Source organism: Ahrensia marina, from assembly GCF_042140245.1.
In the GTDB taxonomy this organism is placed as follows: domain Bacteria; phylum Pseudomonadota; class Alphaproteobacteria; order Rhizobiales; family MH13; genus MH13.
Genome location: NZ_CP159483.1, coordinates 1,272,935 through 1,286,443, shown reverse-complemented (window position 1 = coordinate 1,286,443; position 13,509 = coordinate 1,272,935). Strand labels below are relative to the sequence as shown.

16 protein-coding genes and 1 pseudogene are annotated in these 13,509 nt (G+C 55.8%); 12 read left to right on the top strand and 5 right to left on the bottom strand.

The genetic code is table 11. The features are described from left to right. Positions 1-227: 227 nt before the first annotated feature. Positions 228-773, top strand: coding sequence for an exonuclease domain-containing protein (locus tag ABWH92_RS06365; RefSeq protein WP_375573174.1), 546 nt, complete (start codon positions 228-230; stop codon positions 771-773). Positions 774-932: 159 nt separating this feature from the next. On the opposite strand, the gene ABWH92_RS06360 is transcribed toward ABWH92_RS06365, so the two are convergent. Together ABWH92_RS06360 and ABWH92_RS06355 are read right to left on the bottom strand one after the other, a co-directional pair. Then, positions 933-1,874, bottom strand: coding sequence for a DMT family transporter (locus tag ABWH92_RS06360; RefSeq protein WP_375573173.1), 942 nt, complete (start codon positions 1,872-1,874; stop codon positions 933-935). Beyond that, positions 1,871-2,326 carry a DUF2938 domain-containing protein gene (locus ABWH92_RS06355; protein ID WP_375574201.1) on the bottom strand — a complete coding sequence of 152 codons (456 nt, stop codon included), beginning with the start codon at positions 2,324-2,326 and terminating at the stop codon, positions 1,871-1,873. Before ABWH92_RS06355 ends, ABWH92_RS06360 begins: the two co-directional genes overlap by 4 nt. A 119-nt stretch (positions 2,327-2,445) precedes the next feature. On the opposite strand from ABWH92_RS06355, the gene ABWH92_RS06350 reads away from it, so the two are divergent. Continuing rightward, the gene (locus ABWH92_RS06350; RefSeq protein WP_375573171.1) at positions 2,446-2,856 is read left to right on the top strand and encodes a helix-turn-helix domain-containing protein; all 411 of its coding nucleotides are present in this window, start codon (positions 2,446-2,448) and stop codon (positions 2,854-2,856) included. Positions 2,857-2,967: 111 nt separating this feature from the next. Here ABWH92_RS06350 and ABWH92_RS06345 read toward each other — a convergent pair whose 3' ends face one another. Then, entirely contained in the window at positions 2,968-3,834 is an 867-nt protein-coding gene (locus ABWH92_RS06345) for a LysR family transcriptional regulator (RefSeq protein ID WP_375573169.1), read from the bottom strand. Between the two features lie 90 nt (positions 3,835-3,924). Here ABWH92_RS06345 and ABWH92_RS06340 point away from each other — a divergent pair, with 90 nt between their 5' ends. Continuing rightward, positions 3,925-4,335, top strand: a complete 411-nt coding sequence (locus tag ABWH92_RS06340; RefSeq protein WP_375573168.1) for a hypothetical protein — start codon at positions 3,925-3,927, stop codon at positions 4,333-4,335. Between the two features lie 487 nt (positions 4,336-4,822). On the opposite strand, the gene ABWH92_RS06335 is transcribed toward ABWH92_RS06340, so the two are convergent. Continuing rightward, positions 4,823-5,020 (bottom strand): hypothetical protein, encoded by a 198-nt coding sequence (locus tag ABWH92_RS06335; RefSeq protein ID WP_375573166.1) that lies wholly within the window; start codon positions 5,018-5,020, stop codon positions 4,823-4,825. Between the two features lie 99 nt (positions 5,021-5,119). Here ABWH92_RS06335 and ABWH92_RS06330 point away from each other — a divergent pair, with 99 nt between their 5' ends. After that, positions 5,120-5,701 (top strand): TetR/AcrR family transcriptional regulator, encoded by a 582-nt coding sequence (locus ABWH92_RS06330; RefSeq protein WP_375573164.1) that lies wholly within the window; start codon positions 5,120-5,122, stop codon positions 5,699-5,701. Between the two features lie 290 nt (positions 5,702-5,991). On the opposite strand, the gene ABWH92_RS06325 is transcribed toward ABWH92_RS06330, so the two are convergent. Further along, positions 5,992-6,399, bottom strand: coding sequence for a hypothetical protein (locus tag ABWH92_RS06325; protein ID WP_375573163.1), 408 nt, complete (start codon positions 6,397-6,399; stop codon positions 5,992-5,994). A gap of 89 nt (positions 6,400-6,488) precedes the next feature. Between ABWH92_RS06325 and ABWH92_RS06320 the strand changes: the two genes are divergently transcribed. The 8 genes and pseudogenes from ABWH92_RS06320 to ABWH92_RS06285 all read left to right on the top strand — a co-directional run bounded on the left by ABWH92_RS06320 (position 6,489) and on the right by ABWH92_RS06285 (position 13,491). Next, entirely contained in the window at positions 6,489-6,935 is a 447-nt protein-coding gene (locus ABWH92_RS06320) for an SRPBCC family protein (protein ID WP_375573161.1), read from the top strand. Next, complete coding sequence (locus ABWH92_RS06315; RefSeq protein ID WP_375573159.1) at positions 6,932-7,264, top strand: ArsR/SmtB family transcription factor; 333 nt, start codon at positions 6,932-6,934, stop codon at positions 7,262-7,264. Before ABWH92_RS06320 ends, ABWH92_RS06315 begins: the two co-directional genes overlap by 4 nt. Positions 7,265-7,353: 89 nt before the next feature. Next, complete coding sequence (locus ABWH92_RS06310; RefSeq protein ID WP_375573158.1) at positions 7,354-7,725, top strand: hypothetical protein; 372 nt, start codon at positions 7,354-7,356, stop codon at positions 7,723-7,725. A 92-nt stretch (positions 7,726-7,817) separates the two neighbouring features. Then, positions 7,818-8,158, top strand: a pseudogene (locus ABWH92_RS06305) (glyoxalase). 726 nt (positions 8,159-8,884) lie between these two features. Further along, positions 8,885-9,976 carry a BMP family ABC transporter substrate-binding protein gene (locus ABWH92_RS06300; protein ID WP_375573156.1) on the top strand — a complete coding sequence of 364 codons (1,092 nt, stop codon included), beginning with the start codon at positions 8,885-8,887 and terminating at the stop codon, positions 9,974-9,976. Next, positions 9,976-11,481 (top strand): ABC transporter ATP-binding protein, encoded by a 1,506-nt coding sequence (locus tag ABWH92_RS06295; RefSeq protein ID WP_375573154.1) that lies wholly within the window; start codon positions 9,976-9,978, stop codon positions 11,479-11,481. Before ABWH92_RS06300 ends, ABWH92_RS06295 begins: the two co-directional genes overlap by 1 nt. Then, positions 11,474-12,604, top strand: a complete 1,131-nt coding sequence (locus ABWH92_RS06290; RefSeq protein ID WP_375573152.1) for an ABC transporter permease — start codon at positions 11,474-11,476, stop codon at positions 12,602-12,604. Before ABWH92_RS06295 ends, ABWH92_RS06290 begins: the two co-directional genes overlap by 8 nt. Beyond that, on the top strand, positions 12,604-13,491 hold the full coding sequence (locus ABWH92_RS06285) for an ABC transporter permease (protein ID WP_375573150.1): 888 nt from the start codon (positions 12,604-12,606) through the stop codon (positions 13,489-13,491). Before ABWH92_RS06290 ends, ABWH92_RS06285 begins: the two co-directional genes overlap by 1 nt. The last annotated feature ends 18 nt before the right edge of the window (positions 13,492-13,509 follow it).

Genomic DNA, 13,509 nt, shown 5'->3' with positions numbered 1-13,509 from the left:
ACTGGTGAGACTGTCTTTTCTAGTGGGCAGACTCAAAGGAAATAGCCTTGAGTGATTAAAGCTCCGGCGATCATACGTACTAGACGATTACCCAAAGGGTGTGCCAGTGCACCCGGCCACCTTCTAGTGCCCAAAGGACTGTTGTGGGTATGTCGGGACCATGCCTAGCCCCTCTATGTTATGAAGCTCATGTAGCAAGTGCTTTTTCACTCTAGAGGTAACTTACCATGGCAAGAGGTTTTATTCTGGCCGTTGATGTCGAAGCGACTTGCGACGACCAGGGGCGCATACCTCGCGGGGAAATGGAGATCATTGAAATTGGTGCGGTTCTCTTGGACGCCAAGCTTGACCAAGTCGGTGAATTCCAGACGTTTATTAGACCGTTCAAGAACCCGGTCTTGACGCCATTTTGCATTGAACTCACCAGCATTTCACAGGATGAGATCAACAACGCACCAACGGTCCACGAAGCCTTCCGGGCGCTGGGAGCTTGGTTACAGACATTTCAACCATTTTCATGGTGCAGCTGGGGCGATTACGACCAGAAACAATTCAAGCAAGACTCGGTGCGTACGGGTGCGCCATGGCCGTTTCCTGGGCCACACTTCAATGCAAAACAACTATACGCAGACAAGACTTTGGGCCGAAAGCTGGGTTTAGCCGAAGCCATCGAAGACCAGGGTTTGGAATGGGTTGGCACCCATCACCGCGGTATCGATGATGCTAGAAACGTTGCACGGATCCTACAACGGGTCCTCTCAAAGAACGGCTAAGACGCCAAACACTAACGCTTTCTGGACTACGAGTTCCGGATGTACCAAATGTCGGCAATAGGCCGAAAACCGACAACTGGCTAATGTCCGCTTTGCCGCCACTTCAGGACGAAAACCAAGGTCCACTTCGAGCCCATTTTGGGCCTTGGTCCCTTCAGCCTATTTGTCTATAGATTGATCGCGAATGGTCTTGAGCGACAATGCAACGAGAAGGCCTAGGCAGGCGATAGCAGCCCCAATGAACTCCAAATTGGTTGGGTTTTCGCCAGTCATTGGAAGTCCGATGATGAGCGTGGTGGCTGGAATTATTGCAGGGACGAGCGATGCTTTTGCAGCACCCAGCCGCTCAACCGCCATCCCAAAAGCAACTATTGCCCCGACACCGTTGAACAATCCATGCGCCGTAACGTGGAACAAAAGCTCCGCTACGGTGAGTTGTGTTAGTCGCTCGATGACGCCAACAAAGGGCGCTATCGGCAGGACGACCAAAGCGGAAAGGACCGATACTGCGGCGGCAGCGAGAAGACCTGATATACCCCATCGTTTGAGCAACAGAGTATATGCCACCCAAAACAAACCAGCTCCGACAAACATGGAGTCGCCTATCAAAATCTCCATGTTCACAACAAAGACGCTTGGTCCTGCAATGGCGACCATACCGGCTAGCAAAAGTGCGGCACCAACATACTGACGAGCGCTCAGCGTTTCACCCAGTAGAAGTGCAGCAAGTCCCATCCCAGCCAGTGCAACGGTTGATGGTTGGATGACTGCACCATGCGCCAGAGGTGCAAATTGGAAGCCCCCGACATTCAGCCAAACGAAGGCAGGACCTGCTGCAAGCGCAAGAAAAATTGCACGTCTCGGTGTTAGTAGGCCACCATCTCCCCGCCTTATGGACCAAACAAGGACGGGTGCTAATAGGACGGCGGCTAGGCTGAACCGAAGTACCATCATGTCGATCGGAAGCAATCCATCCACAGCACCGACGCGTGACGCAATCAAAAACAGAGACCACATAACGGCAGCAGTCAGAGCGAACCCTATACCGGTCGCTTCGCGGGTCAGCCGCAACCCCATTTTCTCTCCGTCGCGATCAATCATGCTGCCAACGCTGATAAACAAAGGGCAGAAATCCAGAGGCCAACGCCGAAACTTAGATGCGCGAGCACGCTTCTTGCCCGAGTTACCACAGGTCGCGGTGCGCAGCTTGCCGCTAGACCTGCACCAAAAGCTGGCTGCAGAATGAGGAACGGAGCAAGAACTGTTAAGACCCCAAACAAAGCAGCGGGCAGCGGCGTGGGTCTGTTCATCCAAGCGTCGCCAATGGAGACAAGAAAGACAACAGCGAAAATGATGCCTATGAGATAATGTGAGATCCATCCGATCAGCCGTTCGCCTCGGATTGGTGTGCTCTCGGGGATCGCTTGATGTATGAAACGGCCTTTGAACATATGGCCTATCCAACGGCCGACCATTGCGTAGTTGAGTGGTAGTTGAGCCAGAATGTGCTTCTGCACCAATGCGACAAAGTCCATAAACAGCGTTGCGCCCACACCGACCAAAACTGCGTTTACGAATAACTCAAGAGTCAAGTAGCCCGTCTCCTATTTGGATTGATCTTTTTTCCACGGGCAGCTTTGTTACCACCTCAAGTCAAGTTGAGGTCAAGGCTGTGATTGATATTTCTGAGCTCTCCCAAACCAGCGGCTTTCCCGCGTCGAAACTTCGCTATTACGAAGAGGTTGGTCTTATCCGTTCCGTTGGACGACGAGGCATAAAGCGTCTTTATGAGAACGAGGTCCAAGATCGCGTTTCGCTTATTGCGTTGGCACAGATGGGAGGGTTCTCATTGCTTGAGATCAAGCAAATGATCGGATCGGAAGGTCGAGCGACCCTAGACCGCAGTGCGCTAGTCGAAAAAGCAGATGAGCTGGACGCAAAGATCAAACGACTGGCCAATCTAAGCGATGGTATTCGCCACATCGCCAACTGTCAGGCGGAGAACCATTTGGACTGCCCGCGATTTCAGCGGATTATGAAAGTGGCCATCACGAAGGCTGAACGAAGTCGTCAATCAACTTAGATCATACTTGTTTTGTCCGCGTTCCAGAACTTGGGCGGTTAACTGGAGAAGGACAGCATCGAGCCCGTACCCCCAAATGCTGCGGCTGGCACTAAGGGCTGCCTTAGCTGTCTAACGGATGGCTGTCAGAATGCCATCTGCCAACAACGCTTCCACGCTGCTGCCTGGGTTGGCTAGCAGTTGGGCGATTTCTTTGGCCCGAACCGATTTTCGATGTGAGATACCAGTTACCCGCATCCCAGCGTCCACGCCTTCCAACGAAAGAAGGGCTATGTCATCCCGAGACTCTGCATGCGAGGCGGGGACGAAAGCTACGCCTAGATCTGCCGAGACGAGATCCAGCAATTGACTGTCGTTTGTCGCAAGAGCCCCAAAGCCGCTCCCACCTGTGCCCAATTCCAACCGATCTGCATTGGGACAATATGGTCTCTGAATGAGCGGGAGGTTGCGAAGGTCCTCGATCTGAACCGTGCGGACTTTTGCAATTGGATGAGATCTGGCGACAGCCAAATAGAAACGTTCTTCTTTTATTGGAAGAAAGGCATGAGCTTTCGGCACACATTGATCCGAAACGTAAGCTAAGTCACTTTCCTGAGCTTCATCCGTGAAAGTGAACTGCAAGTCGGCGAACCCACGGCGGAGGCTGCTCAGCCTGGGCGCAAGCCTTCGCACCATCATGTCTGGTGCACAATAAACCCGGATGGATTGCGGTGTTTCAGAAAACAAACGTGTTTGTAGCGAAGCCAGATGCGTCACGTGGTCAACCACATCGTGGTAGAGTCGTCCTGCAAAGGGTGATGGTCTGAGTCCTGCCCTTGATCGTGTGAACAAAAGCGTTCCAAGCCGGTCTTCTAGCTTTTGTATCGCAGCCGACACTGTGGGCTGGCTGACACCGTTTAACCGAGCCGCATGACTAAAGGTACCTGTCTCGTAGGCGCTCGTGAAATAGCGCAGGGTGTTCAAGTCTATCATAGTCATAGACTATACCTAGAATAGATTGAACCGCAATTTCCTTTAACAAAGTCTCGCTTCAAATATCCGACATCGGTCATTCAAGGAGTAGAGACAATGCAACTGACACCCGTAGCCGCCAGTGACACAGTGATCGGCCAGATTCTTGCTAAGTTCGCAGTTAGAGATCCCTCGCTGTTTGAACTGATCGCCGAGGACATTGACTTTCGGATAGATCACTTCCGCGACGAGGTCGATACGGAATGGCAGAAAGCCGAGACGCGCGATTCCCTGATGTCGTTGGTAGGTCGCCTTGGCAGCGAGATCTTTCCAAAAGGTACAGAGGCGCTCGCCATCGACAGCTTCGAACTCGGTGAGGGTTGGCACCTGACATGCTTTCACCAACGTTTCTTCTACGGTTTACGCCAGCAGAACGTGACCAGCGTGACCTACATCGTCTCGCACGAAGAAAACGGCGTACTAGACTACTTTCGTGAGAATGTGACCAACATCGTGGATGTGAAGTAGAAGCTGCCAAAGAAAACAATGCTGCCTCACCTACAAGGAACGATTGCGATTGGCGAACCGAAGGCGGACCTTCGGACTTGAGTGTCCAAGGTCCGCAAAGTCCACCTAGCTGTCATTTCGTTATGTCAGGAATGCCGCCATTATCGGCCGGGTTCAAAATGGCAAGTTGGAGCCCATGTTGGACATCTGTGGCTGGCCTAAGCATCGACGCTAACATCGCTTTGCGGACTCGCTTGGCAAGCGAGGATGTAACCTTCAGCCTCATCGGCGGAGCAGAGCGCCTTTCCCTTCGGGTGCTTGACAGCACCTGCAAGCAGTCCCTGCGGCATACTCCACAGCTACCACTTCCGATAATGACCGTGTCAGCAATTTCTACGTCAGGTGTCATGTCTCCCGTGCTCACAGTCGAGTTTCCTCGGAGTTTCGTGATCGGCGATCAAGGGCGCACTGAACTGCTGCTCGAGAATAGCCCGGACAGAACCGCCGTCTATTTCAGCAAGCGGGCCAAGCGCCCTTGCTGCCACATGGCCAGGCCGGACAAACCCATGAGAGGGAAAACCCCGTACAGTGCGATCGCCGTAAAGGTTGGATCGGAAGACCATGGAGAATACAGGTACGTTCCGATCACCAAAGACGTGGCGATATGAACCCAGCGAAGGGTGCGGCGAAGTGTTGAGGCAGTCATGGTAGCTCCTTTCTATCTTTACAGCGCACATATATCTATGCGTTGTAAAGTTTACAAGGCATAGATTGCTCTTTAGTGTGCGTTCAGGAGGACTATTGTTTGGCGGAAGGATCACGCCGTTATCATCACGGTGACCTGCGCGGAGCGTTGATCGAGACGGCGATAGCCACCCTCGACCTCAGCCCAGATGCCGAGATAACGTTGCGGGGTCTGGCGAAGGAGGTGGGTGTGTCGCCAATGGCGCCATACGCGCACTTCGACGACAAAGATGCTTTGCTGGATGCGATCGCAGTTGAGGGCTTCCGCGCTCTTAGCACATGCATGCGGGAAGCACTGCGCGCCTTACCCGACAGTGCCGCGCTGGACAAAGCACTTTCGGCACTCGCTGCGGCCTATGTTGATTTCGGTTTAAAGCGGCCCGGCCTCTATCGCGTTATGTTTGCCCGGCCAGCTGCACCCCAAGGAACGGTTGTTCGCGACGCAGGCGAAGACGTGTTCGCAGAGTTGGTCAAGCAGTTCTCTGGGTCAGGCCAAAACGCCCGACGGGACGCCGAACTGGCATGGTCGATGGTCCACGGGTTAACGCTGCTGGTAGGAACCGGCTTCATCAAAGAAGGACCAGACCTTGACCATCATGTCGTTGAGATCGGCCAATTGCTGTCTATCAACCCGATGGGATGACCAGTTTAAACGTCCCTTGGTCGGTGAGCGAATGCCGCTCAGTCCGAACTATTCTCAGCTATCCGCCGGGCTTTTTGTCCGCATTTACTTCATTTGGTTATGTCTGCAACGCCGCCATTGGGCGCCACGGCGTTAACGGCGGGTTTGAGCCCAAAGTGTCAAATGCTGCCTGGCGTGCAAAAGTCTGCTTTTGTTAATCCCCCTACGATTGAAAAGAGAGAAGTGAGCGTCGACTGGTTGAACGTTGGGGCCAAAACTGAAGAAGGGTTAGGTGACCAACCCGCTACCAGTCAGGCGTAGCTTTTGATCTTCGCGACCTTGTTTGCTTTTGTATTGGTAAACTCAATAACGTGACTGAACCGTCGCGTCTCACCACTGGGCACCGTGCAGAAACCCGATGTTGCTCCGGCTTTGCCGTGCGTGATCGCATGCTCAACCACGACACTCGCGGGCTTCTCGACATTGGCCAGAGCTTCCTTGATCGCTTCCGAGCCATCAGCTACCGCGTCAGGCTGCTCCCAGACCATGTCGTCCGGGAAAGCCTCGTCAAGGAACTCACCGCTTTCGATTGCAACCCCGATTGTCTGAGCAAACGTGTTCTTCGGGGAGTTTCCGCAATCTCGACTTCCTGTGACCTTTACCATGTGGAAACGTATCCTTTCTGTCTCACGGTAGCAGCATCGTTCTGCGGCAAACATGTAACCTCTAAAACAATACGCTGAAGTCGCGCAACCATTGGGTTGCATAATAAGGCGGCAAGTGACAATGTGCAACCAAGGAGTTGCGCATGGAAGATCAGATTACCAGAACAATTGAACTTAAAGCCCCTATCGAACGGGTATGGAAGGCCCTGACCGACCATGACGAGTTCGGGTCGTGGTTCCGCCTCTCACTTCATGGTCCGTTCAAGGTCGGGGAACTGACGCTTGGCGTTACAGAATATCCGGGGCATGAGGGCCTTCCCTTCTGGGCCAGGGTCGTCGCAATGGACGAGCCGCGACTGTTCAGCTTCATCTGGCCCATGGACGAAAGCATCCGCCCTGATGATCCAGAATTGGATCATAAAACAACTCGGGTCGAATTCACCCTTGAGCCGACAGCAAGCGGCACAAAGCTTACCGTGCGCGAGACCGGCTTTGAGAGCCTTCCCGAAAACCGGCGGTTGCAAGCATTTCGCGACAACCAGGGCGGTTGGGACCAGCAAACAGCGAATATCAAAAAGTTCGTGGAATGATGATGGAACAGACTGTTGTGCCCCAAGAACTCGCGACCACATTTGCTGCGCTCGGTGATCCCCGCCGGTTGGAGATCGTTGCTCGACTACAGAAGCAGAACAGCCTTTCGATCTCGGCGCTATGCGACGGAACCGGTGTTTCCCGTCAGGCCATCAGCAAACACCTCAAGACATTGGCCGAGGCGCAACTCGTGTCAGCGCAAAAGGCCGGCCGAGAGACACGGTACAGTCTTGAGCTAATGCGCCTGCACGAGGCGAATGCATTTCTGAACCAGGTGGCCTTGAAGTGGGACGATGCACTGGAACGGCTGAGGTCACATGTCGAATGACACGTGCTGGGGCATGTGGTGTCAGGCGATCTCCTGTGGGGCGCACATGGAGTTCACTCAAACCAGCGTAAGTGGAAAGGAGAGCAGGCATGGCCGCAAAATTTACCGGCGGAAAAAACATCGCGATGAAGGTTCCGCCGCATCAGTACGATCAGACAGTTGCGTTCTACAGAGACACCTTGGCGCTCGAGCAGATTGGAGGTCCATCAGGGGACGCGGTCGGGTTCAAGTTCGGTGCGAACAACCTTTGGATCGACAAGGTCGCAGCTATGAGCCAAGCGGAACTCTGGCTTGAGATCGTTACGGATGACACCGCTGAGGCTGCTAAGGTTCTGCATGGTACAGGTGTCGCTAGATGTGACGAAATCGAGGACCTCGGTGACACCTTTGATGGGTATTGGGTTTCAAGCCCGGCATCTATCATCCACCTTGTCGATGCGAAGGCTGGGTCATGGGAGTAGCCACATCCGGCTTCAGTAAAACCGTCAAGTGGTGAGCGCTTCGCGCCAAAAGCGCTAGGCATGATAAAGTGTTCAGGGGATAGGAGACAAAAATGACGGTCAAACGCATTGTTGCAAACATCGCCGTGGAGTCCGTGGAAAACGTTCGGGCGTTTTATGCCGATCTGTTTGGCCTGGAAGTGGTCATGGACCACGGCTGGATCGTAACCCTGTCCTCTGGAGAATCCGCGCCGACACAAGTCAGCATCGCAACGGAAGGCGGCTCTAGTACGATGGTCCCGGACCTTTCCATCGAGTCGATGCTGTCCATAAGCGTGCGGTCAGCCTTGGATATGGCATCGAATATGACCTAACCGATGAACCTTGGTGCATCCGCCGTTTCTATGTACGCGACCCGGCCGGCAAGCTCTTGAACGTACTATCGTATTCTTAGTGACGATTTTACTAGCCACGCTTTTGTGTCGTCATCTTACCATTGCAACCAGTAAAGCTCACAGGTCTTCATCAAGTGGGGAACACGCCGCTTGCAGCTTATGAATTTGCCCAAAGCGGACGTTAGTGGGACCGCAGCGAATTGGTGCTTCGTGCGCATTACCGTCATTTGGCCATGTCGGTTTTGCCGCCAGAAGCGGCGGAGTGCGCAACTGCGGCTCGACCTCCAACGCAGGCGCCAGCGACGCTATGGGAAAGGGCCAAACATGAGCAGAAGGTGGACGCAGTCTTGTAAAATGGGAAAGCGCTGGGTCGAGTGTGGCTTGAATAGGTTCAGCTCCCCAAACCGTTCCCTTTCGAAGGAGAAACGCTGCTGCAGACTGCATTGGAGCCTAATTGTCCGGTAGGACTTCGCGTATCACGTTCAAATCTGTCGGACCGCCTTATCCACGCAAAAACGCTAAAAAATGTAACTTTCATTCGTTCAAGCGAACAATTGTTAGGCCGATTGACGTCAAATGCGGCGGCGCTGCTCTAATTTTGACCAAATGGAAAAAAACAGTAGATCGCCCCGAACCCAGGTGCCAGCCTAGTCAGACGCAGCGTCATGTGCGCCTCCATGGGTATCACATGGATGCTGAACACGTCGAAGCGCTCGCAATAACGCTTGGGTGCTTATGACATGCACCCGATCGTTTCGGTGCGACACATAAGCTGGAGTGGGACCATGAAAACAACAAGTAAGCGCGTCGTGATGGCGATCTTAAGTGGACTGGCGATCTCGGTTGCATCCACAACTGCTGGACAAGCACAGTTCTCAGCGGAAGGTGATCCAAGACCTGCCGTTATCCTTTTTGGTCCATCGAATGATGGTGGCTGGTCACAAGCAATAGACGAAGCACGGACCCGTCTTGAAGGTGCCTTGGACCTAAGGATCCCGCAGGCTGAAGAGATACCGGAAAGTGCGACGTCCATTCGACCGGCGGCGGAGTTGTTCATTGAGCGCGGCGCGAACATCATTTTGGGCTCGGCGTTTGGCTACTCCGACACCTTTGAGGCTCTGGCAGCGGAATATCCAGAAGTGGTGTTCCTCAATCCAGCGGGGACTACCAATAGCGACAATTTGAAGAGCTTCTACGGTCGTACTTATGAGACCCAATATCTGTGCGGCATGATTGCCGGCGGAGTCAGCGAAACCGGCAAGCTAGGCTTCGTTGCCGCCAATCCCTTCGGCCTCGTCAACTGGACAGTCAACGCGTATCTCCTGGGCGCTCGGCAGGTGAACCCGGACGCAGAACTGACGGTCGTGTTTACAGGTGCTTGGGCAGACCCTGTGAAAGAAAGAGCAGCTGCCGAAGCCCTTATCGAGCAGGGCATCGATGTGATTGGTCAGCATGTTGATACTCCGGCGGTTCAGGTCGTCGCGGCCGAAGCTGGCATTGCTGGCACTGGTCATCACCGCGACCTTTCAGAGTTCAGCGTCGCAACGCAGTGTTCTTCCGTGTGGACGTGGGACCGGTTCCTTGAACCAGAGATCGCCGCGATCGCAGCTGGGGATTTCGAACCAGCACCATTCGGAGCGTTCCTCTCCATTGCTGACGGAGCTGTCGACATCGCATGCTGCGGGCCGGCTGTTTCCGAAGAGCTGGAAGCACTGGTGATGGCTGAGCGTGAGGCCATCTTGAACGGCAAGCACGTCTTTGCAGGCCCGTTGAGCGATCGCGACGGAACTGAGCGTGTCGCCGACGGCGAGGTTCTCGGCGATGGCGATCTTTGGGGCATGGACTGGTTCGTGCCTGGTGTTGTCGGGGGCGAGTGATGGTGCCAGCGCTCTCTCTGGTGGGCGTGAGCAAGGTTTTCGGGGGCTTTCACGCGCTGGATGATGTGTCCTTTGCTGTCGCTCCCGGAGAGGTGCACGCCCTTTTGGGAGAGAACGGGGCCGGCAAGTCCACATTGATGAATGTGGCTACCGGTCTCTACGCGCCTGACAAGGGTCACATCGAGATGGATGGCGCGCCGGTGGCCTTTTCCGGCGCCAGAGACGCGGCTGAGCGTGGGGTTGGCATGGTGCATCAGCACTACAAGCTGGTGCCAAGCTTTTCGGTTTTGGAGAACTTGCGCCTCTTTAATCCGGCCTTGTCTGAAGAAGCGTTGATCAAAGCGGCGCGCTCCTACAGCGAGCAGATCGGTTTTAATATCGACTTTGCCCGCCGCGTTGGTGACCTGAGCGTTGCCGAACAGCAGCGCGTTGAAATCCTAAAGGTCCTGGTTGCAGGCGCGCGTATCATTATTCTCGATGAACCAACCGCCGTGCTCTCCGATGTGGAAGCCCTGGGGTTGATGAAACTCGTGGCTGCCTTGGCGGAGGCAGGCAAGGCCATCGTTCTGGTGACCCATAAACTTCATGAAGCGCTTGAGCATTCTGCCCGCATCACGGTCATCCGAGCCGGACGAAAGATCGTTGAGACCGTGCCCGCCAAAACTGACGCCCAGCAATTGACCACCGATATTGTAGGCTCACTGGTGGTTGAAGCAGCGCAGCGTGGTCAAGAACGTGGCCCGGTGCGACTGCGGATGGCGGAGGTCAAACAATCCGACGAAGCCGGTCGCAAAGGGCTCGAAGGTGCGACGTTGATCGTCCATGACGGTGAGATTGTTGGCGTGGCCGGCGTCGCGGGCAATGGCCAAAGCGAGTTGGCGCGGGTTCTTGCTGGTCTGGCCTCGCCTGATGGCGGCAGCATCGAAATCATCGGCGCGGGCGATGCCAGCGACGATACGCCAAAGGCGCGCCGCAAGCATGGCGTCGCAACGATTCCTGTCGACCGCTACACCCATGGGCTGGCCGGTGAGGTCAGTGTCACCGACAATTTCGCTATCCGTGGCGCTCTTGGCGGGCGGTATGGAGGTTGGTTACGCTATCGCCGTGGCAAGGCGCGCCAGGACACACAAAAGGCCATCGAAGACTTCGAGATTCAGGGTGTGCGGTCCCTCGGTCAACGCGCTGCTCTTTTGTCCGGTGGCAACGCGCAGAAGCTTGTCTTGGCGCGCGAGTTTCAAGGCGAGCCGAGCCTTGTCGTTGCCCACAGCCCGACGCGCGGCCTGGATGTGAGAGCAAGCGCCGCGGTCCATGCCCGCCTGCGAGCCGCGCGAGACCGTGGCGCTGCCGTCGTCTTGATTTCAGAGGATCTTGACGAGGTGCTGGCACTCTCTGACCGCATTGCTGTCCTGTCCAAGGGGCGTGTTGCCGCCGAATTTGAGGCCCCGGCGGAGCGCGCCGACATAGGGCGCGCCATGGTGGGGGATGTCGTGGTGGGTCATGCCTGACGCGGCCGCCCAGATATCCCAAATGCCGGTCGTCGCCGATGCCCCAGGGCGCGGGCGACCACCGCGCCTGGTCCCAATTCTTGAACGTCGACAAAAGGTCACCGATTGGGAGCGCATCGGCGTTTACATCGGCAGTCTGCTCGTCGCAGCGCTGCTTTCAGTCGTCATAATCGCAGCCTTTGGCGTCGCCCCGTCCGATCTTGGCAGAGAGATAGCAACGGTCGTGTTTTCCAGCCCGCGCACGTTTGCGTCCGTTCTGGCCCAGGCAGCGCCTTTCGCGATTGCAGGCCTCGCGACTGCCATCGCCTTCCGTGCCCGGTTTTGGAACATAGGCCTTGAGGGCCAAATGATTTTCGGCGCGATCTGTGCTTCGGTGGTTGCGCTTTATGACGTCGGGCCGGAGACCGCCCGGCTGCCCTTGATGGCTCTAGCCGCGGCTGCCGGTGGGATGCTTTGGATCGCTGGGCCCGGCGCCTTGAAGCTCAAGCTTGGCGTCAACGAAGTTATCACCACGCTCCTCCTCAACTACATCGCCTTCAACGTCCTGCTCCATTTGCTTTATGGGCCCTGGCAGGACCCGGTCAGCCGCTTCCCGCATACCGAGCTTTTTAACGACGCTGAGAAATTGCCCGTGCTCGGGTGGCAGAACTTAACTTGGGCGCTGCCGATTGCAGGAGCGCTTGCGCTTGTTCTGTGGTGGCTCTTCTCGGTCAGCCGCATTGGCTATCTGATCGACGTCCTGCGATCCAACCCACAGATGGCGTTTGCCATGGGTGTGCCCGTTACGGCCCTTTCTATCGGAGCGATCCTTGCATCTGGTGCCGTGGGTGGTCTTACTGGGTTGGTCATCTCCGCCGGGGTGGAAGGCCGGATGACGCAAGACTTTTTCACCGGCTATCTCTTTTCAGGGATTCTGATCGCCTTTCTCGGGCGCAATCACCCCTTGGGTGTAGTCTTTTTTGCCTTCTTCATGGCCGTCCTGGTTCTGGTCGGCCAGAGCCTTCAGATTTTCTTCCAAATCCCGTTTGCGCTCACACAGCTTATCCAAGCGCTCTTCATCGTCTGTGTCGCGGCATCTGAGTTCTTCCTGACGTACCGCTTGCACTGGCGGAGGGCGGCCTGATGGACTTTCTCGTCAACTGGCTCTTGAGCATACCGGCCTTTGCAGTGCCCTTTGCCCTGGCTGCGCTCGGCATCATCGTCACCGAGAAGGCCGGTGTCCTGAACCTTGGGGCCGAAGGCTTTATGTTGGTTGGCGCGATGGCCGGCGTAGGTGCGATGCTGGCGGATGCAGGGCCGTTTCTTGCCCTGGCGGGTTCGGCGCTGGCTGGCGTTGGTCTGGGCATTGTTTTCGCGCTGATGGTGGCTGGTCTCAGGATCAACCATGTGATTGCCGGCTTGGTCCTTGTCTTTGGAGCACATGCTCTCACCAGTTTTGTTGCCACCATGAACCGGTGGACAAACCAGTCGATCTCCGGCCTTGAGCCGATCTTTCTAGGTCAGGATCCGCTCGTTTTCCTGACGCCGCTGCTCGTTTTGGGAACGGTCTTCACCCTTGAGAAGACGCGTTTCGGCCTTTCCTTGCGTGCTGTGGGCGAGAACCCAGGCGCCGCTGACGCGGCGGGCTTTGATCCAACAACCTACCGATACGCTGCCATTCTTATCGGCGGCGCGCTGCTCGGTCTTGCCGGCGGTTACCTAACCGTGGCCGTGACCCGCATCTGGGTTGACGGTGTCGTCGGCGGTCGGGGCTGGATCGCCGTCGCCCTGGTGATTTTTGCTCGCTGGTATCCTTGGCGGGCGCTGTTGGGTGCCGTGCTCTTTGGATGCATCGAGGCGCTGATTCCTCGGATCGCCGCCACTGGGATCGATGTCCCACGCTACTTCCTTCAGATGACGCCGTATCTGGCAACTCTTGGCGTCATGATCTGGAGCGCGACCCGTGGTCGGTCCGGGTGGGAACAGCCTGCCGCGCTTGGCACCCACTATGTCAGAGAAGACCGAACCTAGCCCTGAACCCTAAGGAGA

Coding starts and splice junctions, on each gene's coding strand:
- ABWH92_RS06365 (WP_375573174.1), top strand. CDS start 228: ATGGCAAGAGGTTTTATTCTGGCCGTTGATGTCGAAGCGACTTGCGAC.
- ABWH92_RS06360 (WP_375573173.1), bottom strand. CDS start 1,874: ATGATTGATCGCGACGGAGAGAAAATGGGGTTGCGGCTGACCCGCGAA.
- ABWH92_RS06345 (WP_375573169.1), bottom strand. CDS start 3,834: ATGACTATGATAGACTTGAACACCCTGCGCTATTTCACGAGCGCCTAC.
- ABWH92_RS06340 (WP_375573168.1), top strand. CDS start 3,925: ATGCAACTGACACCCGTAGCCGCCAGTGACACAGTGATCGGCCAGATT.
- ABWH92_RS06335 (WP_375573166.1), bottom strand. CDS start 5,020: ATGACTGCCTCAACACTTCGCCGCACCCTTCGCTGGGTTCATATCGCC.
- ABWH92_RS06325 (WP_375573163.1), bottom strand. CDS start 6,399: ATGTTTGCCGCAGAACGATGCTGCTACCGTGAGACAGAAAGGATACGT.
- ABWH92_RS06320 (WP_375573161.1), top strand. CDS start 6,489: ATGGAAGATCAGATTACCAGAACAATTGAACTTAAAGCCCCTATCGAA.
- ABWH92_RS06315 (WP_375573159.1), top strand. CDS start 6,932: ATGATGATGGAACAGACTGTTGTGCCCCAAGAACTCGCGACCACATTT.
- ABWH92_RS06310 (WP_375573158.1), top strand. CDS start 7,354: ATGGCCGCAAAATTTACCGGCGGAAAAAACATCGCGATGAAGGTTCCG.
- ABWH92_RS06300 (WP_375573156.1), top strand. CDS start 8,885: ATGAAAACAACAAGTAAGCGCGTCGTGATGGCGATCTTAAGTGGACTG.
- ABWH92_RS06295 (WP_375573154.1), top strand. CDS start 9,976: ATGGTGCCAGCGCTCTCTCTGGTGGGCGTGAGCAAGGTTTTCGGGGGC.
- ABWH92_RS06290 (WP_375573152.1), top strand. CDS start 11,474: ATGCCTGACGCGGCCGCCCAGATATCCCAAATGCCGGTCGTCGCCGAT.
- ABWH92_RS06285 (WP_375573150.1), top strand. CDS start 12,604: ATGGACTTTCTCGTCAACTGGCTCTTGAGCATACCGGCCTTTGCAGTG.